At 65.0% G+C, this 20,728-nt stretch carries 14 protein-coding genes; 13 read left to right on the top strand and 1 reads right to left on the bottom strand.

Annotation, left to right across the window (positions count from 1 at the left end):
* Positions 1-83 precede the first annotated feature (83 nt).
* The 13 genes from P6U27_RS24105 (at position 84) to P6U27_RS24045 (ending at position 18,551) form a co-directional block, all read left to right on the top strand.
* On the top strand, positions 84-860 hold the full coding sequence (locus P6U27_RS24105) for an HpcH/HpaI aldolase/citrate lyase family protein (protein ID WP_122404227.1): 777 nt from the start codon (positions 84-86) through the stop codon (positions 858-860).
* 166 nt (positions 861-1,026) lie between these two features.
* Positions 1,027-2,550: a UxaA family hydrolase gene (locus P6U27_RS24100; protein ID WP_122404226.1), complete on the top strand. Its 1,524-nt coding sequence runs from the start codon at positions 1,027-1,029 to the stop codon at positions 2,548-2,550.
* Between the two features lie 165 nt (positions 2,551-2,715).
* Positions 2,716-5,985: a DUF2126 domain-containing protein gene (locus tag P6U27_RS24095; protein WP_407192719.1), complete on the top strand. Its 3,270-nt coding sequence runs from the start codon at positions 2,716-2,718 to the stop codon at positions 5,983-5,985.
* Between the two features lie 27 nt (positions 5,986-6,012).
* Entirely contained in the window at positions 6,013-8,526 is a 2,514-nt protein-coding gene (locus tag P6U27_RS24090) for a circularly permuted type 2 ATP-grasp protein (RefSeq protein ID WP_122404224.1), read from the top strand.
* On the top strand, positions 8,523-9,401 hold the full coding sequence (locus tag P6U27_RS24085) for a transglutaminase family protein (RefSeq protein WP_122404223.1): 879 nt from the start codon (positions 8,523-8,525) through the stop codon (positions 9,399-9,401). Before P6U27_RS24090 ends, P6U27_RS24085 begins: the two co-directional genes overlap by 4 nt.
* 215 nt (positions 9,402-9,616) lie before the next feature.
* Complete coding sequence (locus tag P6U27_RS24080) at positions 9,617-10,444, top strand: HD domain-containing protein (RefSeq protein ID WP_122404222.1); 828 nt, start codon at positions 9,617-9,619, stop codon at positions 10,442-10,444.
* Positions 10,445-10,464: 20 nt separating this feature from the next.
* On the top strand, positions 10,465-10,617 hold the full coding sequence (locus tag P6U27_RS24075; RefSeq protein WP_244607687.1) for an ATP-binding protein: 153 nt from the start codon (positions 10,465-10,467) through the stop codon (positions 10,615-10,617).
* A gap of 226 nt (positions 10,618-10,843) precedes the next feature.
* The gene (gene folE, locus P6U27_RS24070; protein ID WP_122404221.1) at positions 10,844-11,470 is read left to right on the top strand and encodes a GTP cyclohydrolase I FolE; all 627 of its coding nucleotides are present in this window, start codon (positions 10,844-10,846) and stop codon (positions 11,468-11,470) included.
* A 27-nt stretch (positions 11,471-11,497) separates the two neighbouring features.
* Positions 11,498-13,021, top strand: a complete 1,524-nt coding sequence (locus tag P6U27_RS24065; RefSeq protein WP_407192718.1) for an FAD-dependent oxidoreductase — start codon at positions 11,498-11,500, stop codon at positions 13,019-13,021.
* Positions 13,022-13,141: 120 nt separating this feature from the next.
* Entirely contained in the window at positions 13,142-13,717 is a 576-nt protein-coding gene (locus P6U27_RS24060) for an HdeD family acid-resistance protein (RefSeq protein WP_122404219.1), read from the top strand.
* Positions 13,718-13,906: 189 nt separating this feature from the next.
* Positions 13,907-15,118, top strand: coding sequence for an ABC transporter substrate-binding protein (locus tag P6U27_RS24055; RefSeq protein ID WP_122404218.1), 1,212 nt, complete (start codon positions 13,907-13,909; stop codon positions 15,116-15,118).
* A 160-nt stretch (positions 15,119-15,278) separates the two neighbouring features.
* Complete coding sequence (locus P6U27_RS24050; protein WP_407192717.1) at positions 15,279-16,505, top strand: acyl-CoA dehydrogenase family protein; 1,227 nt, start codon at positions 15,279-15,281, stop codon at positions 16,503-16,505.
* Positions 16,506-16,859: 354 nt separating this feature from the next.
* A complete protein-coding gene (locus tag P6U27_RS24045) occupies positions 16,860-18,551 on the top strand; it encodes a methyl-accepting chemotaxis protein (protein WP_129143511.1) in 1,692 nt (563 codons plus the stop codon).
* A gap of 381 nt (positions 18,552-18,932) precedes the next feature.
* Here the strand turns inward: P6U27_RS24045 and P6U27_RS24040 are convergent, their stop codons facing one another.
* Positions 18,933-20,672 (bottom strand): methyl-accepting chemotaxis protein, encoded by a 1,740-nt coding sequence (locus tag P6U27_RS24040; protein WP_122404215.1) that lies wholly within the window; start codon positions 20,670-20,672, stop codon positions 18,933-18,935.
* Positions 20,673-20,728: the final 56 nt, after the last annotated feature.

The following is a 20,728-nucleotide window of genomic DNA, read 5'->3' as shown; positions in this document are numbered from 1 at the left end:
ATGGACATTCACGCTTTTTTTCGCTCAAAGTGCGGCCCAATGCGATCCGCGGCGAGTGAGAGCAACAGGGAAGGAAAGGCAACGTGGCGAACAAAGTCAAAGAGATCTGGAAGTCGGGCAAGGCCGTGGTCAACGCGTGGCTGGCAATTCCCTCCGGCTTCTCGGCGGAGATGATCGCGCAATGCGGCTTCGACAGCGTCACCGTCGACATGCAGCATGGCGTGCAGGACTATCTGTCGATGGTGCAGTGCTTCCAGGCCATGGACAAGCATCCCGTGACCCCGATGGTTCGCGTGCCCTGGAACGAGCCCGGCATCATCGGCAAGGTGCTGGATGGCGGCGCCTATGGCGTGATCTGCCCGATGGTCAACACGCCGCAGGAAGCCCGGAACCTGGTCTCCTATGCGAAATATCCGCCGAAGGGCGTGCGCTCCAACGGTCCGATCCGCGCCGGCATGTACGGCACTGCGGGCTCCTACCAGAAGACGGCCAATGACGAGATCGTGCTGCTGCCGATGATGGAGACCAGGACCGCGGTCGAGAACATGGAAGCGATCCTCGACGTCGAGGGCATCGACGGCGTCTATATCGGCCCGTCCGACCTCGGCTTCTCCTACGGCCTCGAGCCCAAGCTCGACCGCAGCGAGCCCGAGATCCTCGCGATCTACGAGAAGATCGTCAAGGAATGCGGCAAGCGCGGCCTCAACCCGGGCATCCATTGCAGCGGCGCCGAAGGCGCTGCGCGCGCCATCAACATGGGCTTCAAGCTGGTGACGCTGTCCAACGAAGTCGGCCTGATGACGACCTATGCCAAGATGCAGGTCAACGCGACCCGCAAGGATTCCGGCGGCAAGGCCTGATGCTCTCGCGTCCCGGACGCGATGCAGCGCGTAGCGCTGTTTCGCAGAGCCGGGACCTGGAAGCCAATGAAGCACATGACGTAAGCCTGGGCCCCGGATCAACAGCGCACCGCTATCGCGCTGCGCAGCGTCCGGGGCACGATAGTTTCGATACAGGAGACCACCCATGACCATCAGCCCCGTCATCCGCCTGCATCCCGATGATGGCGTGGTGATCGCGCGCGCGAGCCTGCCGCCGGGAACATTGGTCGCAGACGGCGTGACCACGGTCGATCGCATTCCCTCCGGCCACAAGGTCGCGATCAAGCCGATCGCAACGGGCGAGCCGGTCAAGCGCTACGGCCAGATCATCGGCTTTGCCACCCAGGCCATCGCGCCCGGCCAGCACGTGCACACCCAGAACTGCGGCATGGGCGACTTCGCCAAGGACTACGCCTATTGCGCCGACGTCAAGCCGACGCCGAATTTCGACCTGCCGGCGACGTTCGAAGGCATCCGCCGCGCGGACGGCCGCGTCGCCACGCGCAACTATATCGGCATCCTCACCTCGGTGAATTGCAGCGCGCATGTCGCAAGCCTCGTCGCCGACGTCTTCAAGAAGAATCCCTTCACCGGCGACAATCCGCTGGCCGACTTCCCCAATGTCGACGGCGTGGTCGCGCTGACCCACAAGACCGGCTGCGGCATGACGCAGAACGAGCCGCTCGCGCTGCTCCGCCGCACCCTCGGCGGCTACGCGCGGCACGTCAATTTCTCCCATGTCATCGTGCTCGGCCTCGGCTGCGAGGTGAACCAGATCGGTGGCCTCATGGAAGAGCAGAAGCTCGCCGGCCGCTTGCGTGCGATGGACATCCAGGAGGTCGGCGGTACCCGCAAGACGGTCGAAGCAGGCATCGCCTTCGTGCGCGAGGCGCTCACTGACGCCAACAAGGTCAAGCGCGAAACCGTGCCCGCGAGCGAATTGACCGTGGCGCTGCAATGCGGCGGCTCGGACGGCTATTCCGGAGTATCAGCCAATCCTGCGCTCGGCGCTGCCAGCGATCTCGTGGTGCGTCACGGCGGCACCGTGATCCTGTCGGAGACGCCGGAGACCTACGGCGCCGAGCATCTGCTCGCGCGCCGCGCGATCAGCCGCGAGGTCGGCGAGAAGCTGGTCGATCTCATGCGCTGGTGGGACGAATATACCGCGCGCGAAGGCGCCGAGATGAACGCCAATCCGAGCCCCGGCAACAAGGCCGGCGGCCTCACCACCATTCTGGAGAAGTCGCTCGGCGCGATGGCGAAGGCCGGCACCACCAATCTCGTCGAGGTGCTGCGCTACGCCGAGCCCGTCACCAAGAAGGGGTTCGTCTTCATGGACACGCCCGGTTACGATCCCGTGGCTGCGACCGGCCAGGTCGCCGGCGGCGCCAACCTCGTCTGCTTCACCACCGGCCGCGGCAGCGTGTTCGGCTGCAAGCCGGCACCCTCGATCAAGCTCGCCACCAACACGCCCATGTACAAGCGCATGGAAGAGGACATGGACGTCAATTGCGGCACCATCCTCGAAGGCGAGGAGAGCGTCGAACAATGCGGCCAGCGCATCTTCGATCTCATCCTCAAGACTGCCTCGGGCCAGCCGACCAAGAGCGAGAGCTTTGATTTCGGCGGCGCCGAGTTCGCGCCATGGGTGCTGGGTGCGACGATGTAAGAAAGTGAATGGCGAATAGGGAGTGACGAATAGGACGGGCAAGCTTATTCGCTATTCGCCACTCACCATCCGCCCGTGCCGTAGGCACCCTCTGCCCGTTGTTAGTGCTTGATCACGCTGACCTCAGGTGTTCTGCTCAAAAAAGCTGCTGGAGCACCGCACCCCGTGTCGATTTACGTCGCGCTACACCACGTCACGCACTACAAGTACGACCGCCCCATCGACCTTGGCCCGCAGACCATCCGCCTGCGGCCGGCGCCGCACACGCGCACGCCGATCCTGAGCTATTCGCTCAAGGTCACGCCCGCCAACCATTTCGTGAACTGGCAGCAGGACCCGCAAGGCAACTGGCTTGCACGCTACGTCTTTCCGGAGAAGACCACCGAGCTGAAATTCGAGGTCGACTTCACGGCGCAGATGACCGTGGTCAACCCGTTCGATTTCTTCGTCGAGCCCTACGCCGACAGTTTTCCGTTCGAGTATCCGAAGGACCTGAAAACGGAGCTCGCGCCTTATCTCGAGACCATCAAGCCCGATCGCCTGTTCGCCAAATTTCTCGACTCGATCCCGCACGAGGCCCCGAACACCGTCAACTTCCTGGTCGAGCTCAATCGCGAACTCCAGAAGAAGATCCGCTACATCATCCGCATGGAGCCGGGCGTTCAGACGCCGGAGGAGACGCTTGCCTCCGGCGCAGGATCGTGCCGCGACTCCGCCTGGCTGCTGATCCAGACCTTGCGCCATCTCGGTCTCGCCGCCCGCTTCGTCTCCGGCTATCTGGTCCAGATCCGTCCCGACATCGATCCGATCGAGGGCCCGCCCGAAGTCGAGAACGATTTTACCGATCTGCACGCCTGGGCCGAGGTCTATCTGCCCGGCGCGGGCTGGATCGGATTCGACGCGACCTCCGGCATGCTTGCGGGCGAGGGGCACATCCCGGTGGCCGCCACGCCGCATTATCGCTCGGCCGCGCCGATCTCCGGCGGCGCCGGCTTTGCCGAGGTCGAGTTCTCCTTCGATATGCGCGTCAAGCGCATCCGCGAGGCGCCGCGCATCACAAAGCCGTTCTCCGACGAATCCTGGGCGCGGCTCAACGACCTCGGCGAGCAGGTCGACGGCGATCTCGCCGCGCAGGACGTACGGCTCACCATGGGCGGCGAGCCGACCTTCGTCTCGGTCGACGATCTCGAGGCGGGTGAGTGGAATACCGAAGCCGTCGGCCCGACCAAGCGCACGCTCGCCGACCATCTGATCCGCCGCCTGCGCACGCGCTTTGCGCCCGGCGGCCTTTTGCATTACGGCCAGGGCAAATGGTATCCGGGCGAGAGCCTGCCGCGCTGGGCCTTCGGCCTCTACTGGCGCAAGGACGGCGTGCCGATCTGGAAGAACGCCGATCTCATCGCGAAGATCGCGAACCCGCGGCGGCCCGAGGTCAGGGACGCCGAGGCCTTCATGGAAGGCACCGCCGCGCGGCTCGGGGTCGATCTCGGCTACATCATGCCGGCCTATGAGGACCCGGCCTATTGGCTGATGAAGGAGGCCGAGCTTCCGGTCAATGTCGATCCCACCGATTCCAAATTGTCCGATCCCGAAGCGCGCGCACGCATGGCGCGCGTGTTCGACCAGGGCCTGACCACGCCGCGCGGTTTCGTGCTGCCGATCCAGCGCTGGAATGCGCCGCCGCGCTGGCGCAGCGAGCGCTGGCCGCTCCGGCGCAATCATCTGTTCCTGACGCCGGGGGATTCTCCACTCGGCCTGCGCCTGCCGATGGGCTCGCTCGGCTACGTCCCGCCGAACCAATATCCCTACGTCGTTGAACAGGATCCGACGGAGCCGCGCGGCAAGCTGCCGGTGTTCACCCGCATGGCGCGCCCGCCATCGCCGCCGCGCACCGCCCCCGAGCATCTCAACACGTCCATTCCCGTGCGCACCGCCATGGCAGTGGAAATCCGCGACGGCGTGATCTGTGCCTTCATGCCGCCGGTCGAGCGCATCGAGGATTATCTCGAGCTTGTCTCGGCACTGGAAGACACCGCCGAGGAGATGCAGCTTCCCGTTCACGTCGAAGGCTATCCGCCGCCGTTCGATCCGCGCATCGAGGTGATCAAGGTGACGCCCGATCCTGGTGTCATCGAGATCAACATCCAGCCGGCCAGGAGCTGGCGCGATGCGGTCGAGATCACCTCCGGCCTCTATGAGGACGCGGCGAAGGTCCGCCTCGGCGCCAACCGCTTCCTGGTCGACGGCCGCCACACCGGCACCGGCGGCGGCAATCACGTCGTGGTCGGCGGCTCGAGCCCACAGGATTCGCCGTTCCTGCGCCGGCCTGATCTGCTGAAGAGCCTCGTGCTGTACTGGCAGCGGCATCCGTCGCTGTCCTATTTCTTCTCCGGCCTCTTCATCGGCCCGACCAGCCAGGCGCCGCGCATCGACGAGGCCCGCCACGACAGCATCTACGAGCTCGAGATCGCGCTCTCGCACGTGCCGCCGCCCGGTTACCAAACGCCGCTGTGGCTGGTGGACCGGCTGTTCCGGCATCTGCTCGTCGACATCACCGGCAATACCCACCGCGCCGAAATCTGCATCGACAAGCTCTATTCGCCGGAGGGGCCTACGGGGCGGCTCGGTCTCGTCGAATTCCGCGCGCTCGAAATGCCGCCGGATCCGCGCATGTCGCTGGCACAGCAGCTCCTGATCCGCGCGCTGATCGCAAAATTCTGGCGCGAGCCGCTGGCCGGCAAGTTCGTGCGCTGGGGCACCGCGCTGCACGACCGCTTCATGCTGCCGCATTTCATCTGGGAAGATTTTCAGGAGATGCTCACCGAGCTGAAGCAGTTCGGCTATCCGTTCGAGCCGGAATGGTATCTGGCCCAGCTCGAATTCCGCTTTCCCGCCTTCGGCCGGGTCCATCATGGCGGCGTGACGCTGGAATTGCGGCAAGCGCTCGAGCCCTGGCACGTGCTCGGCGAGGAGGGCTCGGCCGGCGGCACGGTGCGCTATGTCGACTCGTCGGTCGAGCGGCTCCAGGTCAAGGCCGAGGGCTTCGTCGAGGGCCGCCACATCGTCACCTGCAACGGCCGCCGCCTGCCGATGACCCCGACAGGACGCTCGGGAGAAGCCGTGGCCGGCGTCCGCTTCAAGGCTTGGCAGCCGGCTTCCGGCCTGCACCCGACCATCCCCGTCCACGCGCCCCTGACCTTCGACCTGATCGACACCTGGAACGGCCGCTCGCTCGGCGGCTGCGTCTACCATGTCGCCCATCCGGGCGGGCGCAACTACGACACCAAACCGGTCAACACCTACGAGGCCGAGGCGCGGCGGCTGGCGCGCTTCCAGGACCACGGCCACACCCCGGGTCCGATGCAGCCGCCGCCCGAGGAACGCACAAATGAGTTTCCGCTGACCCTCGACTTGCGGACGCCGCTCCTGCAATGAGTATGATGCGGGGGCAGTGAGAGGCGCATGGGCGAGGGCGTAGCCGAAGACAACGATCAGGCGGGTAGGGCCCAGGCCCAGCAGCGGATCGCGCAATGGGTCCGCGACTACACCCGCTTGCCCGGCATTCCCGACGAGTTCCTTGGGCCCGATGGTGCGCCGCGCGCGGTCTGGAGCCGCTTCTTCGATGCCTTCGGCGCGCTGGCGCCCGACGAGATCGAGCGGCGCTTCGGCATGGCCGATCGTCATCTCCGCGAGGCCGGCGTCACCTACCGCGCGCCCGGCGACAGCGCCGATCGGCCCTGGTCGATCAGCCATCTGCCGCTTTTGATCGACGAGGCCGACTGGCAGCAGCTTTGCGCCGGCATCACCCAGCGCGCCGAGCTGCTCGAGCGCGTGCTGCGCGATATCTATGGCGAGGGCCGGCTCGTCACCGAAGGCGCGCTGCCCGCGGCCGCGATCGCCGGCAGCCCCGAATATCTCCGTCCCGTATGCGGCGTGCCGCCGCCGGGCGGGCGCTATCTCTCGATCTATGCCGCCGACGTCGGCCGTGGCCCCGACGGCCGCTGGTGGGTGCTCGGCGACCGCACCCAGGCGCCCTCGGGTGCGGGCTACGCGCTGGAGAACCGCCTGGTGCTCTCGCGCGCCTTCTCCGACCTCTATAAGTCGATGAACGTGCCGCGTGTCGCGCCCTTCTTCGAGTCGTTCCGCGACTCGCTACGTGCGCGGGCCGACCGCGACGAGCCGCGGATCGGCGTGCTCACCCCCGGCAGCTTCAGCGAGACCTATTTCGAGCATGCGACACTGGCGCGCTATCTCGGCTTCCTGCTGGTCGAGGGCGACGATCTCGCGGTCAGCGACAACCGCGTCCACATCCGCACCGTCGCCGGGCTCAAGCGGTTGGATGTGCTGTTGCGCCGGATCGATTCCAACTCGCTCGACCCGCTCGAGCTAGATGCCTCCTCGCGGCTGGGCGTGCCTGGCCTGATCGATGTGCTGCGCAAGGATGGCGTCGTCGTCGCCAACATGCCTGGCTCGGGCGTGCTGGAGGCGCGGGCGCTGCTCGGTTTCCTGCCGGCGCTGAGCCGCCGACTGCTCGGCGAAGAGCTGAAGATGCCGCACATCGCGACCTGGTGGTGCGGCCAGCGCGCTGCGCGCGACGAGGTGCTGGCAAGGCTCGACGAGGTTGCGATCGAAGGGGCCTATTGGCGCGGCGTGCCCGGTTTCGACAGCAATGGTCCGGTGCTTGCGAGCGAGCTGGATGCCGCCGAGCGCCAGCGGCTGGTCGATGCGATTACAGCGCGCGGCATGGACTATGTCGGCCAGGAGGTGGTGCGGCTCTCGACCATGCCGGTGTGGGAGCATGGGCAGATCACGCCGCGTCCTTTCGTGTTGCGGGTGTTCGCCGCCGCAACCCCGGACGGCTGGGCCATCATGCCAGGCGGATTCTGCCGGATCGCCGAGCAGCCGGACGCACGCGCGGTGTCCATGGGCGATGGCGCGCGCGCCGCCGACGTCTGGGTCGTCTCCGACAAGCAGGTCTCGACCGCGACGCTGCTACCCGCGACCGACAAGGTGCGCATCCGCCGCATCGCCGGCGTGCTGCCGAGCCGCGCTGCCGACAATCTGTTCTGGCTCGGCCGCTACCTCGAGCGCGCCGAGGCGACGCTGCGGCTGGTGCGCGCTTTGGGCTCGCCGAGCGGGCCCAACAAGGGCACCGCGGCCTCGGTGCAATCGGCCGAACGCATCCAGCGCATGCTGGTGGCCTGGGGCGCGGTCTCGCAAACCTCTCGCACCGCGCCCGGGCGCATCGTCGCAGAAGGGTTGCAAAGTCCCGACCGTTTCGGCTCGGCGCTGTCGCTGGTGCGCGCGGCCCAGCGCACCGCGACTTCCTTGCGCGAGCGGCTGTCGCCCGATGCCTGGCAGGTCATCACCGAGATGGCCGAGCGTCTCGCTTATGAAGTGGAGGACGACGACAGCGTACTGCGCGCGGCCGAGCTGACCTTGCAGGAGCTTGCGAGCTTCGCAGGCCTTGCCCAGGAGAACATGAACCGCGCCGCGGGCTGGCGTTTCCTCGACATCGGTCGCCGCGTCGAGCGCGCCATCAACACCACGCGCTTTACCCGTCAGTTCGCCTATGACGAGGCCGGCGACGAGGATCTCGACATTCTGCTGACGCTGGTGGATTGCCAGATCACCTACCGCTCGCGTTATCTGCTGGCGCCGATCCTGGCACCGGTGCGCGACCTCGCCGTGCTCGATCCCTACAATCCGCGGTCGGTGGCCTTCCAGGTGACCACGCTGAACGAGCACATCGCCGCGCTGCCGAGCCTGAAGGAGCACGGCCTGATCGAGAAGCCGCAGCGCCTCGCGGTAGCGATGCAGGCGATGCTCGCGACCGCGGAGGCCGAAAAGCTCGAGGTCAAGACCCTGTTCGCCCTGGAGCAGGATCTGCTCAGCCTCGCCGACGCGGTCGGGCAGCACTACTTTCCGCACGGTCCCAATGCCAGCCGGCCGGAAAAGCTGACGGGGCTGGCGTGATCTACGACATCCGTCACGTCACCACCTACGAGTACGAGAATCCCGTCAGCTTCGCCCGCTGCACGCTGCGACTGGAGCCCAGAAGCGGCGGCGACCAGGATTTGATCTCGCACGATGTCGAGATCCATCCACGCCCGGCCGAGCGCAACGTGCGGCGCGACTTCTTCGGCACGCTGACCGAGAGCGTGGTGATCGAAGCCGCGCATCGCAACTTGCGGATCGATTCACGTTCCCGTGTATCTGTCTCGCGACAGCCGCCGGCGCGTGATGCCGCGAGCCCACCATGGGAGACCATTCGCGACGTTGCCTTCGAGGCGACGAGCCTCGGACCGTCCTCGCCGGTCGGCTATGTCTTTGCGAGCCCGCTGGTGCCGGTGCTGCGCCCGGTCAGCGCCTATGCGGCGGAAAGTTTTCCGCCCGGCGCGGGTGTCCTCAAAGGCGCGGTCGATCTCATGCATCGCATTCGCAACCAGTTTCGCTACGACCCCAAGGCTACTGTGATCTCGACGCCGCTCAATGAGGTCTTCGACAAGCGCCACGGGGTCTGCCAGGACTTTGCCCATGTGATGATCGCAGGGCTGCGCGGGCTCGGTCTTCCGGCCGCCTATGTCAGCGGCTACCTGCGTACCGCTCCGCCGCCCGGCCAGCCGCGCCTGCAAGGTGCCGACGCCACCCACGCCTGGGTGTCGCTCTGGTGCGGGGCGGAGCTCGGCTGGATCGATTTCGATCCGACCAACGATCTCCTGGTCGCCAATGACCATATCGTGCTCGCGGTCGGGCGCGACTTTTCCGACGTCTCGCCGGTCGACGGCGTCATCGTCGGCTCGCCTAAACAGAAGCTCGGCGTCGCCGTCGACGTGCTGCAGGTAGAATAACCGCAATCTTGCGATCTGGACACCGGCGCCTGTAGGGTGTATCGCGCCATCGTTGCAACCGCGCTATGGCGGAGCGCAACTGCAACATCTTTCCGGATTTCCGCCCCAGGATTTGGCCAAGCGGCCCAAGATGGGCTATGCTGGCTCTTGCATCGAGGACGAGAGGAAATGTCGGGGATTGGCGTGAAACACCACCGACAATCGGGGCCGCACCCATGATGACGTTACCGAGATTGGCGGCGGAAACCCTGGAGAAGATGCTGGGCTCGTTCATGCGTCGCCGGTACGATGAGACGTCTGCAAGTATCGTCGAGAGCGCCACCCGCACCGCGATGGAATGCATCGGTAACAGCGATGCGCTCTATCATAACATCGAGCATACGATGCTGGTGACGCTGGCTGCCCAGGCGATCCTCAAGGGCCGAAGTCTTCATACGCATCTGTCGGCCGAAGATTACGTCCACGTCCTGATCGCCTGCCTCGCCCACGACATCGGCTATGTGCGAGGCCTGTTCGAGGAGGACGATTGCGATGGATTCGTGATCGATGCGGCCGACACCAAGATCTCCCTGCCGCGCGGCGCATCTGATGCCAGCTTGATGATGTATCACGTCGATCGGTCGAAGCTTTATGTGACGCGGCGGCTGCGACATATTCCCGGACTCGACCCGGACCGCATTGCCCGCGCTATCGAGGGTACGCGCTTTCCGGCCCGCGAGGGCCAGGACTATGACGAGGATGCCTCGATCCTGCGCGCGGCCGACTTCATCGGCCAGCTCGGCGATCCCAACTATCTGCGCAAGGCCAACGCGCTCTATTACGAATTCGAGGAGGTCGGCATCAATCGTCAGCTCGGCTACGATTCGCCGGCCGATATCGTGAACCGCTATCCGCAATTCTATTGGAACAGCGTCGCACCGCACATCCAGACCGAGATCGGTTATCTCAACAAGACCGAGATCGGCCGGCAATGGATCGCCAACCTCTACAGCAACGTCTTCCGCGCCGAACGCGACATCTCGCTGTCCGGTCCGCAGAAATAGCGGCGCGTTTTATCGGGCCGGTGGCGCCCAAGCCCGGCGATCCCGATCAGTACGAGGGCACCGGGATCGGCCTTTCGATCGCATCGCGCATCGTGCAACGCCACGGCGGACGCATCTGGGCCACTGCCGAGGTCGGCAAGGGCGCAGCATTCTATTTCGGCATTCCCGACTGAACTGCGCTCGAGCCGCCGCATTCGATTTGATTTGCGTCGACGTTGGTGCGGCGGCGGCTGCTCTGGCTGTCGCCCCGAAATGGCTGTGCTATCATGACGCCGTGCCCCCGGGCTTCGCATGCCCGCGGTATCCGATTTTTCCTCATCTCGGGAACCTTTTCCGATCGGAGCCGTCCAAGCTGAAGGACCGCTGCTGGATGCGGCCCGTCGGAAGAGGAGGCTGTTGATGAAGTCACAAGCGCGCAAGCTTGAGCGTGTCGCGGTCGCGCAGGCGCCGAGCGATCGGCCTGAGAGGTATGAGGTCGAGCAGGCGGTCCGGACCATGATCCGCTGGGCCGGCGACGATCCCGAGCGCGACGGCCTGCGCGACACGCCGGATCGGGTTGCGCGCGCCTTCGAGGAATATTTTACCGGTTATGCGCAGGATCCAACCGAAATCCTGCAAAAGACCTTCGAGGAGATCGAAGGCTATGACGAAATGATCGTCCTGCGCGGCGTTCGCTTCGAAAGCCATTGCGAGCACCATATCGCGCCGATCGTCGGCCGTGCCTGGGTCGCCTATATCCCGCAAGGGCGCGTGGTCGGCATCAGCAAGCTTGCGCGCGTGGTCGACATCTACGCCAAACGGCTCCAGATCCAGGAGAAGATGACTGCGCAGATCGCCAACACGATCAACGACGTGCTGAAGCCTCAAGGGGTCGGCGTCATCATCAAGGCGACGCATCATTGCATGACGACGCGCGGTGCGCACAAGCCCGGGACCGATCTCGTCACCAGCCGCATGTTAGGGGTGTTCCGCGATAATGCGCTGACCCGCCAGGAACTGCTGGGCCTGGCCAACTCGGACGATTGATCCGCGACAGCGCGAGGAGACGACGCCATGACCGAGGACAACAAGCCGCGTGGGCCCGACCTGACCAGGGGCGTGTCGCTGACGGAGTTCAAGGACGGTAAATTGCTTGGTCATGTCGGCGAGGAGGATGTCCTGCTCGTTCAGGCCGGCAGCGAGATTTTTGCGATCGAGCCGGCTTGCAGCCATTACCACGGGCCGCTCGCGGAGGGGCTCGTGGTCGGCGAGACCATCCGCTGTCCCTGGCATCATGCCTGCTTCTCCTTGCGCTCGGGCGAGGCCACCCGTCCGCCGGCGCTGAATCGGCTTGCGCTATGGGACGTCGCGCGCGACGGCGACAGGATCGTCGTTCAGCGCAAGCGCGAGGCACCCAGGCCGTCAACGGCTCATCGCAGCGCGCCGACGCCGGAAAAATTCGTCATCGTCGGCGGCGGTGCGGCCGGCTTCGCGGCAGCGGCGACGCTCCGGCGCGAAGGCTTTGCCGGTGCCATCACCATGCTCAGCAATGACGGCGCGATACCGGTCGATCGGCCGAACCTCTCCAAGGATTATCTCGCCGGCAGCGCGCCGGAGGACTGGCTGCCGTTACGGTCCGAGGATTACTATCGGGACACCGGCATCGATCTCAGGCTCAACACGAATGTCTCTGCGGTCGATCCAAAATCTCGCAGCGTCACGCTGGGCAATGGCGACAGGCTGCCATTCGACCGTCTGCTGCTTGCGACCGGGGCCGAGCCGGTGAAGCTCCAGATTCCTGGCGTCGACCAGCCCCATGTCCACACCTTGCGATCCGTTGCCGACAGCCGCGCAATCATCACGGCGGCAGGCAGCGCGAAACGCGCGCTCGTGATCGGCGCCAGCTTCATCGGCCTCGAGGTCGCGGCTTCCTTGCGCGCGCGCAAGCTGGAAGTCCATGTGGTCGCGCCGGAAGAACGGCCGATGCAGAAGCTGCTCGGCGCCGAGATAGGCGACTTCGTCCGGTCGCTGCATGAAGAGAATGGCGTTGTTTTCCACTTGAAGGATACGGTCGAAAAGCTCGACGGCAAGCGCGCGACGCTGAAGAGCGGGGCTGTCGTTGAGGTTGACCTCGTCGTGGTCGGCATTGGCGTCAAGCCGCGCCTCGCGCTGGCCGAACAGGCGGGCCTCGCCGCCGATCGCGGCGTGAGCGTGAGCGAATATCTGGAAACCAGCGTCGCCGGCATCTTCGCGGCCGGCGACATCGCACGCTGGCCCGATCCGCATTTCCGGCAAACCATTCGTGTCGAGCATTGGGTGGTGGCGGAACGGCAGGGTCAGACCGCGGCGCGCAACATGCTCGGCAAGCGCGAGCGCTTCGACGCGGTGCCCTTCTTCTGGTCCCAGCACTACGACGTGCCGATCAATTATGTCGGCCACGCCGAGAGCTTCGACGACATCGCGATCGACGGCAGCATTTCCGGCAAAGACTGTCTGCTGAAGTACCGCAAGGCCGGCCGGGTGCTGGCGGTCGCTTCAATTTACCGCGATCTCGACAATCTCAAGGCCGAGCTCGAAATGGAGCGGTCGCGCGCCTGACGCACCGCATTCGATCTTGATTTGTGTCAATGCTGCTGCCGGTGCAGGTGCTCTGCTGGCTGTCGCCCCGGTACGGTGCGTGCTATTCTGGCGCGTACCCGCGGGCTAGGAGTGACCGCCATGACCAGTGCTTCCGACACGTCTCGTAATCCAAGCCTTGGCTCGGGCATCGCGACGCTGCATGCGAAATGGGGCTGGATCGTCGCGCTCGGCGTGATCTATCTCATTGCCGGATTCGTCGCGCTTGGCAGCATGGTGATGGCGACGGTGGCGAGCGTGATCGTGGTCGGCGCGATGATGATCGTCGCAGGCGCTACCGAGATCATCGGCGCGTTTCAGATGAAGAGCTGGGGCAAGGCCCTGATCTGGGCTCTCCTCGGCGTGCTCTACGTGATCGCGGGCTTCCTGACCTTCGAGAATCCGCTGTTCGCGGCCGTCCTGCTGACTCTATTTCTCGGCGCCTCGCTGATCGCCTCGGGCGCGGTCAGGCTGTTTCTCGCCTTCAGCATGAAGCGCGAGAGCCCGTGGGTCTGGGTCGCGCTGTCGGCCGTGATCACGCTGCTGCTCGGGCTGGTCATTCTGGCGCGCTGGCCGGTGAACAGCGTCTATATCCTCGGCCTGTTCCTCGGCATCGATCTGATCATGGCCGGTGCTGGCTGGATCAGCCTCGGCTTCAGCCTGAAGCGGCGCGGCTAGGCGAACTGGGCGCGAAGACCTCTGACCACCTCTCCCCGATGGGGAGAGGTGAACCCTGGACTCATGAGCGAACGTATCAGCAACTCGACGCAAGACCATCTTGCTGAACTCCGCTGATCTGGCGCGCTGACAAAAGCAGCACGCCGCGCGTGCGCCTCGCCGCGCGGCGATCATCATCGGGGAGACACCATGAGAGCCGCTTTGGCCCTGGCCGCAGCTTTGGCTGCCGCCTGCCTGTCCACGCCTGCACCTGCGCAAAAATCCTATGGTCCCGGCGTCAGCGACACCGAGATCAAGATCGGCAACACCATGCCCTATAGCGGCCCGGCCTCGCCGCTCAGCATCACCGGCCGGGTGATCGCCGCCTATTTCGACGAGGTCAACGAGAAGGGCGGCGTCAATGGCCGCAAGCTCAATCTGATCTCGCTGGACGACGCCTTCTCGCCGCCGAAGACCATGGAAGCCGCGCGTCGGTTGGTCGAGGGCGACGGCGTCGCCTTCATCTTCGCGACCATGGGCACTGCGCCGAGCTCGGCGATCGCGAAATATCTCAACAGCAACAAGGTGCCGCAGATCTTCCTGATCAGCTCGGCCTCGAAGTGGAACGATCCCGCCAACATGCCGTGGTCGATGGCGCTGCCCTGGGCGCCGAACTACACCAGCGAGGCCGCGATCGACGTCGCCTATGCCCGCGCCAAGAACCCGAATGCGCGCTTTGCGGTGCTCTATCAGAACGACGATGCAGGCAAGGAATATCTTCGCGGCGTCAGGGAGGCGCTCGGCGCCGATGCGGACAAGGCGATCGCGATGGCCTCGAGCTTCGAGGTCGCCGATCCCACCGTCGATTCCCAGGTGCTGACGCTCGCCAGCACCAAGGCCGACGTCTTCATGATCTACTCGGTGACGCCACGCGCCTGCGCGCAAGCCATCCGCAAGGCACATGAAGTCGGCTGGCAACCGACGCGCTTCCTCGCCTCCGGCTGTGCCAACAAAGCTACCGTGATGGTGCCGGCCGGGCTCGAGGCCGGCAAGGGCGTGCTGTCGCTCGGCTCGCTCAAGCCCTTCGTCGAGCAGTCGAAGGACGATCCGGCGATGACCGCCTATATCGAGTTTATGAAGAAGCGCCTGCCGAATGCCGACGTCAACAACGTCGCGGGCCTCTACGGCTACACCGTCGCCGAGGCGCTGGTGGTGCTGCTGAAGCAGTGCAAGGACAATCTGACGCGCGAGAACATCATGGCGCAGGCCGCCAATTTGAAGAACGTGCCGCTGTCGCTATTGATGCCCGGCATCACCCTCAATACCACGCCGCAGGATTTCCGCCCGATCAAGGACGGCTATATGCTGCAGTTCGACGGCAACGACTGGGTCGTGGCGAGCGAGCTGTTGCGCGGCACGTAAGGGGCGAGGCCGGCGGCCGCTTCGGAGACACCGATGCCTGCCCAACGTCATGGCCGGGCCTGTCCCGGCCATCCACGCCTTGCGACACGGCACGAAGAACGTGGATGCCCGGGACAGGCCCGGGCATGACGACGTCAAACGCTGCGAACAGGAGACCCCAATGCACTTTCAACATTCCGCCCGTTCGCTGGAGCTGCAGGAGCGCGTCCGCCAGTTCATGCGGGCGCATGTCGAGCCGGTCGAGGATCTCTATTACGAGCAGGTCAAGCCGGAGGCCGCGCGCTACAGGACGCCGCCTGTGCTGCAGGATTTGAAGCGGCTGGCGCGCGAGCAGGGGCTCTGGAACCTGTTCCTGTCAGGCAAGCACGGCCAGGACCTCAACAACACTGGCCTCTCCAACCTTGAATATGCGCCGGTGAAGGAGATCATGGGCCGCATTCTCTGGGCACCCGAAGTTTTCAACTGCTCGGCCCCTGACGTCGGCAACATGGAGGTGCTGGCGAATTACGGCACCAAAGCGCAACAAGAGCGCTGGCTGACGCCGCTGCTGGAGGGGCGCATCCGCTCCGGCTTCTCGATGACCGAGCCGCAGGTTGCCTCCAGCGATGCCACCAACATCCAGTGTGAGATCCGGCGCGACGGCGGCGACTACGTCATCAACGGTCGCAAGTGGTTCACATCAGGCGCGATGAACGAGGATTGCGAGATCCTGATCGTGATGGGCAAGACCGCGCCCGACCATCCCGATCGCCATCGCCAGCAATCCATGATCCTGGTGCCCAAGAACACGCCCGGTGTGCGCATCGTCCGCGACATGCTCACCTACGGCTATGACGACGCCCCGGTCGGCCACCCCGAGATCGTCTACGACAACGTCCGCGTGCCCGCAGAGAACATCCTGCTCGGCGAGGGCCGCGGCTTCGAGATCGCGCAGGGCCGGCTCGGCCCCGGCCGCATCCACCATTGCATGCGGTTGATCGGCTGCGCCCAGCGCGCGCTGGAATTGATGTGCCAGCGATCGGTTGCGCGCGTCGCCTTCGGCAAGCCGCTGGCCGAGCAGGGCTCTGTGCGCGAGGACATCGCAAACTCCTTCTGCGAGATCGCGCAGGCGCGGCTGTTGACGCTGCAAGCCGCCGACAAGATGGACCGCGAAGGCAACAAGGCCGCCCGCGACCTCATCGCTGCCGCGAAGATCGTGGTGCCCAGCATGGCCGCCCGCGTCGACCGCGCCATCCAGATCCACGGCGCCGCCGGCGTCTCGCAGGACACGTTCCTCGCCCGCGCCTATGTCTACGCCCGCTTCATCCGCATCGGCGACGGCCCGGACCAGGTGCATTTGGCGGCGGTCGGGAAGGAGCTGATCAGGCGGGGCGGGGTGATGGGGTAGTGGGGCCGGGCTTCCCTGCGCCTGCATTCGCTCGATGTCCGCTTATGGTTGCGAAGCAGACCAATCAGCCAATGCGGCACTTGTACCGGTGCGAATTGAAGAAGTTCGCACCAGTGGGAAAAGTCAGCCTCGGCAAAACAGGTCGATCACGCACATTCACGCAAAAGTTGCTTGCCGTTTGGCGAGGAGTGTCACGAAGTAAGAAACGGTTAAGGCAAAATCGATACAACTTTAGCACGAATGGGGCACGGGGCTGACGGAAATTTGGTCCTGGTCCGGGGAGGGATACGACCGCCCGTCAGATGCATTGGGTCCCGGAGGTCATCAATTTTTGATGTTTTTCAGGGGCCTGTCATGTTTTCCAACATCTCGATACGAACGAAGATTACCGCGGTCGTTTCCGGCCTCTTGCTGGCTCTGATCGGCACCGGCGTTTTCGCCGTCTGGAATATGCAGGTGATCAACGCAGCGGTCGTCGACATCCGGAGCAATTGGCTTCCGAGCGTCCGCGTGATCGGCGAGTTGCGCGCTACCACCATTACTTACCGCAACGCGGTGCGGCAGCATCTTTTGTTCGACCGTGCGCAGGACAAGGCGGATCTTGATAAGCGCATCGAGACAATCGCCGAAAGGATGGCGCAGAACATTGCGGACTACAAGAAGCTCATCTCCAGTCCGCAGGAGCGTGCACTCTTTGATGAATGGAGCGGCCTCTGGAACGATTACATGAAGGGCGCTCAGGAGGTGCTGATTCTGTCGCGTGCTGCGGCTGGTCGTTTTCCTCAAGAGGCCAACGATCTCAACAGCAGAAACGTGAATCCCATTGGTCTCGACGCGGATAAGGTCCTGGCGAGTGCTATTGATCTCAACAACAAGGGCGCGGACGCTGCGGGAGCCGAAGCCGCAATCGCCTACATTAGCGCGGTCAAGACCCTCGTGGCGACAGTGACGATCGCCGGACTCCTCGGCGCCCTCGTTGCCTTTTTCGTGATGAGAACCGTATCGCAAGGCATCAACGCAATCGTCTCGCCGATGCGGGCCCTCAGCGCCGGCGATCTATCCGCAGAAGTAACCCATCAAGGCGAGCGCACCGAGATCGGCCAGATGGCCGATGCGCTGCAGGTGTTCAAGGAGGCGCTGATCGCCAAGAAGGATGCAGAGGAGGCGCGAGCCGAGCAGGAGCACCAACAGGCCGAGCTCCGGAGGCGCGAGATGCACCGCCTTGCCGACGCATTCGAAGGTGCGGTGGGCGAAATCGTTCAGACGGTCTCCTCTGCGTCCAGCCAGCTCGAGGCATCGGCGGGCACGCTGAGGGCGACGGCCGAGCGTACCCAAGATGTAGTGGCCGGCGTCGCTGCCGCCTCCGAGGAAGCGACGACCAATGTCCAGTCGGTGGCGTCCGCGTCCGAAGAATTGGCGGCATCGGTGGGAGAAGTCGGCCGCCAGGTACAGGAATCCTCGCGCATCGCGGATGAGGCCGTGCGACAGGCCGAGATCACGAACGAACAGATCGAGCGTCTCGCGCAGGCAGCCGCACGAATTGGCGACGTAGTCGATCTCATCAACAGCATTGCCGGCCAAACCAATCTCCTGGCGCTCAACGCGACGATCGAGGCGGCGCGTGCAGGTGATGCCGGTCGCGGCTTCGCGGTCGTGGCGAGCGAGGTCAAGGCCTTGGCCGAACAGACGGCGAAGGCCACTGAAGAGATCGGCCAGCAGGTCGGAAGCATGCAGGCGGCCACCGAAAAATCGGTCGCAGCCATCACTGATATCAGCGGCACCATTTCCAGAATGTCAGAAATCGCAACGGCCGTCGCTGCCGCGGTGGAGCAGCAGGGCGCGGCGACGCACGAGATCGCTCGCAACATCCAGCAGGCGGCCCAAGGCACCGGCGGCGTCAGCGCCGGAGTCGCCAACGTGCAACGCGGCGCAGCCGAAACGGGCAGCGCGTCGGCTCAGCTTCTGTCATCCGCCGGGCTGTTGTCGCGCGACTCGACACGTCTCAGGGAGGAGGTCGCGCATTTCCTGCGCACCGTTCGCGCCTGATCGGTTCTCGGTGAAGAACCAGATTCAGCTCCAGCTTGGCAGTTCCGGGGGGCATCCTGAGCTGCCGACCGGCTCGTCAGGCTTGGCCCATCGCCGACTTGCCGAGGCTAAACGGTCGCTTCAGGTTTTGGCGGCAGAGCCGACGAGACGCGGCCACTTTGGCAAGACTTGCGCGCCCCCGATCACCATGGCGAACAGGGCCGTACAGCGCGTGTTTCCATGATGACATGATGCCGGTGTTTTGCCCGACGAGTCAAAATCTATTTCGTAGAATCAGTAGACATGCGAGTGCGTCGCTAAGCCATTGAAAAACCTGTGCTGGCCTACTGTGCATGGGGTTGTTTTTCAAGTTTTTGTTTGACGCGGCCCGCTTGGCGGCCGCTATCCCGACTTGGCGATGCGGCCGTCCGTGGCTCCCGAGCGCAGGTTCTGGAAGAACGTCTCGACTTCCCGCGATAGCGTGTCCGCCGTCGCGGTCAGGCTGCTCGCCGCCGTCAGCACGGAGGCTGCCGCCGTGTCGGTCTCGCCGATAGCATCGCGCAGCGAGGTGATGTTCGCCACGAGCGTCTCGTTCCCCTGCGCAGCGCTTTGCGCGTTGGAGGAGATCTCGCGCGTGGCGGCGTCCTGCTGGTCGACGGCGCCGGCGATCGCCGAGGTGACCTCGTTGATCTCGCGGACCGCGCCGCCGATCTCGCGCACGGCGTCGACCGCATTGCGCGTGGAGGCCTGGATCATCGAGACGTTCTCGCTGATTTCGGCCGTGGCCTTGGCGGTCTGGCCCGCGAGCGCCTTCACTTCATGAGCGACCACGGCAAAGCCGCGGCCGGCATCGCCGGCGCGCGCGGCCTCGATGGTGGCATTCAGCGCGAGCAGATTGGTCTGCTCGGCGATCGCCTGGATCAGGTTGAGCACGCCGTCGATGCGTTGCGTGGCCGCGGCGAGGCTCTCGATCTCGGAGATCGACTTCTCGGTGCGCTGGCCGGTCTGCTCGACCGCACCGGCCGATTGCCGCACCTGGCGCCCGATCTCTTCCACCGAGGCCGACAGCTCCTCGGCGGCGCTCGCGACCGCCGAGACGTTGTGTGAGGCCTGCTCGGTGGCGTTCGCCGCGGTGCCGGCGCGGCTGCTCGCATCCGCAGTGACACGCGTGATGGTCTGTGCGGTCTCGCGCATGACCTGCGCGTTGTCGCTGAGGCCGTGCATGATGGCGCCGATCACCCCGCGGAATTCCTCGACCGATCGTTCGATGTGGCGGGCGCGCTCCTCGCGCGCGGCTGCGTCTTGCGACACTTGCGAGGCGAGGTTGCGGTTTCGGCCCATGGCCTCCTGGAACACCTGGATCGCGCGGGCCAGGGCGCCGATCTCGTCGGCGCGGTCCGAGTGCGGCACCACGACGTTTTCGGCACCGTCGGCGACCTGCTTGATGGTGGCGGTGATCGAGGCGAGCGGCCGGGCGATCGAGCGGGCGATGATGACGATGCCGATCACGACGAGGGCGAGCGCCAGGCCGCCGAGGCAGGTCAGCAAGAACGACAATTCGCGATTGGTTTCGGTCTGCTGCGCGATCTGCCTGGCGCGCTCGGCATAGACCTTGGACAGCGCCTCGAGATCCTTGTTCAGGGCCGAGCGCACGCTGCGATTGGCGTCATTGTCGCCCCATTCGCGGCCCGCGGCCGCATTGATCTCGACGCCGCGGCGCACCAGCTCCTTGCGGAACTCGACGAACTGCTCGATGCGCTTCTTGAAGGTTGCAAACTGCTCGGCATCGTCGGCTTTGACGATGGTCTCCCAGCGCTTCACGACGTCGAGGATCTGGGCATTGAACTTGAGCAGGCCCTCGCCGTACTTCTGCACCAGCGACGGCTCGGTCGACATGTAGACGCCGCGCGATTCCATCACGACCGCATAGACCAGCGAGTTGACGCGCTCGACGTTGAGCGCGGCGGCGTTCGCCGTCTCGATCGCGCTGATCAGCTCGGCGCTGCGGCGGCTGTTGTAGTCGGACAGCATCGCGATCGCCGCCGTCAGCAGCGCGAACAGCGCGAAGATCGCGTAGAGCTTGGTGGCAAGCGTGAAACGGCCTGCCAGGGCGGTGGCATTCCCAGATCGGTCAATTGTCATGGTGTTCGAGGGCCCGGATGAGCTTGAGGCGGGAGATGAGCGCGGTCGTGTAAAAT

Origin of the sequence: Bradyrhizobium sp. STM 3566 (assembly GCF_045571445.1) — a bacterium.
Taxonomy (GTDB): Bacteria; Pseudomonadota; Alphaproteobacteria; order Rhizobiales; family Xanthobacteraceae; genus Bradyrhizobium; species Bradyrhizobium vignae.
This window is presented reverse-complemented; position numbering and strand designations above follow the sequence as displayed.